Genomic DNA, 1430 nt, shown 5'->3' with positions numbered 1-1430 from the left:
GGATCAAGACATATTGTTGTGGGGAAATATTAAAATCTAGATATTTGTATTTCTAAATTATACCTGAATGCAAGATTCTTTTATCGACATCCTCAAGTTGTTATTACCTGAGATAATAGTAGACTACTTTGAACTTACTTCTTATAAAAAGGAAGAAGAGGTACTACATTTGTATCTCAAAGAAATCTATTCGATTCCTAAAGAATATCGAGGATCTAAATTAAGTTCAAAAGGATTTTTTGATGAGATAACCGTTCAGGATTTCCCCATTCGTGGTCACCAGGTATATCTGCATATCACTCGAAGAAGATGGTATAATGAAGATACCAAGAAAGTGGTTTTTAGAGATTGGAACTTAGTAGCAGACGGAACTCGTGTAACACAGGAGTTTGCGTCTTTTTTAAAAGAGATCAATAGATTCCAGTCCAAATGATTGTAATACTATTGCTTCTTTCTACGGAGTTTCTGGTAGAAACTTACAATATCAATACAAAGATTTCTTAAGTGATTTTAAAGCCTGGAATCAAAAATCACACTCAAAAAAATGGCTCCTTTTTCCTGAAAATATTGGAAAACGTTTATCAATAGATGAAACATCGCTTTCCAATGGAGAGCTCTATACCATTTTAACCAATAAATCCGGTAAAGGCAGAAAAGGAACCATCGTAGCCATGGTTGCTGGAACTAAAGCGGAAACAGTTATTGCTATTATCGAAAAAATCCCTCTTAAACAACGAAATCTAGTCCAGGAAATCACTCTGGATATGGCTGGAAATATGGGATTGATTGCCAAGAAGTGCTTTTCTAATGCAACTCGCGTTACGGACCGATTCCATGTTCAAAAGCTTGCTATAGAAGCGCTACAGGAAATCAGAATCAAATATCGTTGGGAAGCCATAGATCAAGAAAATGACGCTTTCGAAAAAGCTAAAAAATCAAAAACAAATTTCGAATCTAAAACACTTTCAAATGGGGATACACTTAAGCAGTTACTAGCCAGGAGTCGCTACTTCTTATACAAAAACAAATCAAAGTGGACCGAAAGTCAAACAGAACGTGCTGCTTTAGTATTTGAATTGTATCCTGATATTCAAAAAGGATATAATCTAGCTCAGGAGCTGCGTGGTATCTTTGAAAACACAACCCATAAAGTTATTGCTTTTGCGAAATTAGCAAAATGGCATGAAAAAGTTAATCAATCTGAATTTAAGTCTTTTGGTACAATCTCCCGAACAATTATAAATCATTATCAAACCATATTAAACTATTTTGATAACAGAAGTACTAATGCTTCAGCGGAATCATTCAATGCTAAAATAAAAGCATTCAGATCAAGATTTAGAGGCGTTAGAAATGTAGAATTCTTCCTTTTCAGGCTAACCAATATTTATGCTTAATTTTTGCTTCTCCACAGGTTTTAGGATTGATCC

General features: G+C 34.3%; 2 protein-coding genes. Both read left to right on the top strand.

Annotated elements, in window-relative coordinates:
* The first annotated feature begins 67 nt into the window (after nucleotides 1-67).
* A complete protein-coding gene (locus ACM55H_RS17890) occupies nucleotides 68-433 on the top strand; it encodes an ISAon1 family transposase N-terminal region protein (protein WP_416837808.1) in 366 nt (121 codons plus the stop codon).
* Nucleotides 414-1397 (top strand): ISAon1 family transposase, encoded by a 984-nt coding sequence (locus tag ACM55H_RS17885; protein ID WP_416837809.1) that lies wholly within the window; start codon nucleotides 414-416, stop codon nucleotides 1395-1397. The genes ACM55H_RS17890 and ACM55H_RS17885 overlap by 20 nt, the downstream gene beginning before the upstream one ends.
* Nucleotides 1398-1430: the final 33 nt, after the last annotated feature.

The organism is Flavobacterium cryoconiti (genome assembly GCF_048158645.1).
Classification (GTDB): Bacteria; Bacteroidota; Bacteroidia; order Flavobacteriales; family Flavobacteriaceae; genus Flavobacterium; species Flavobacterium cryoconiti.
Note: the sequence above shows the minus strand (reverse complement) of the source record. Positions and strands in the feature narration are given on the sequence as shown.

Excerpts from the sequence above, each read along its gene's own strand:
- ACM55H_RS17890 (WP_416837808.1), top strand. The coding sequence starts at position 68 with ATGCAAGATTCTTTTATCGACATCCTCAAGTTGTTATTACCTGAGATA.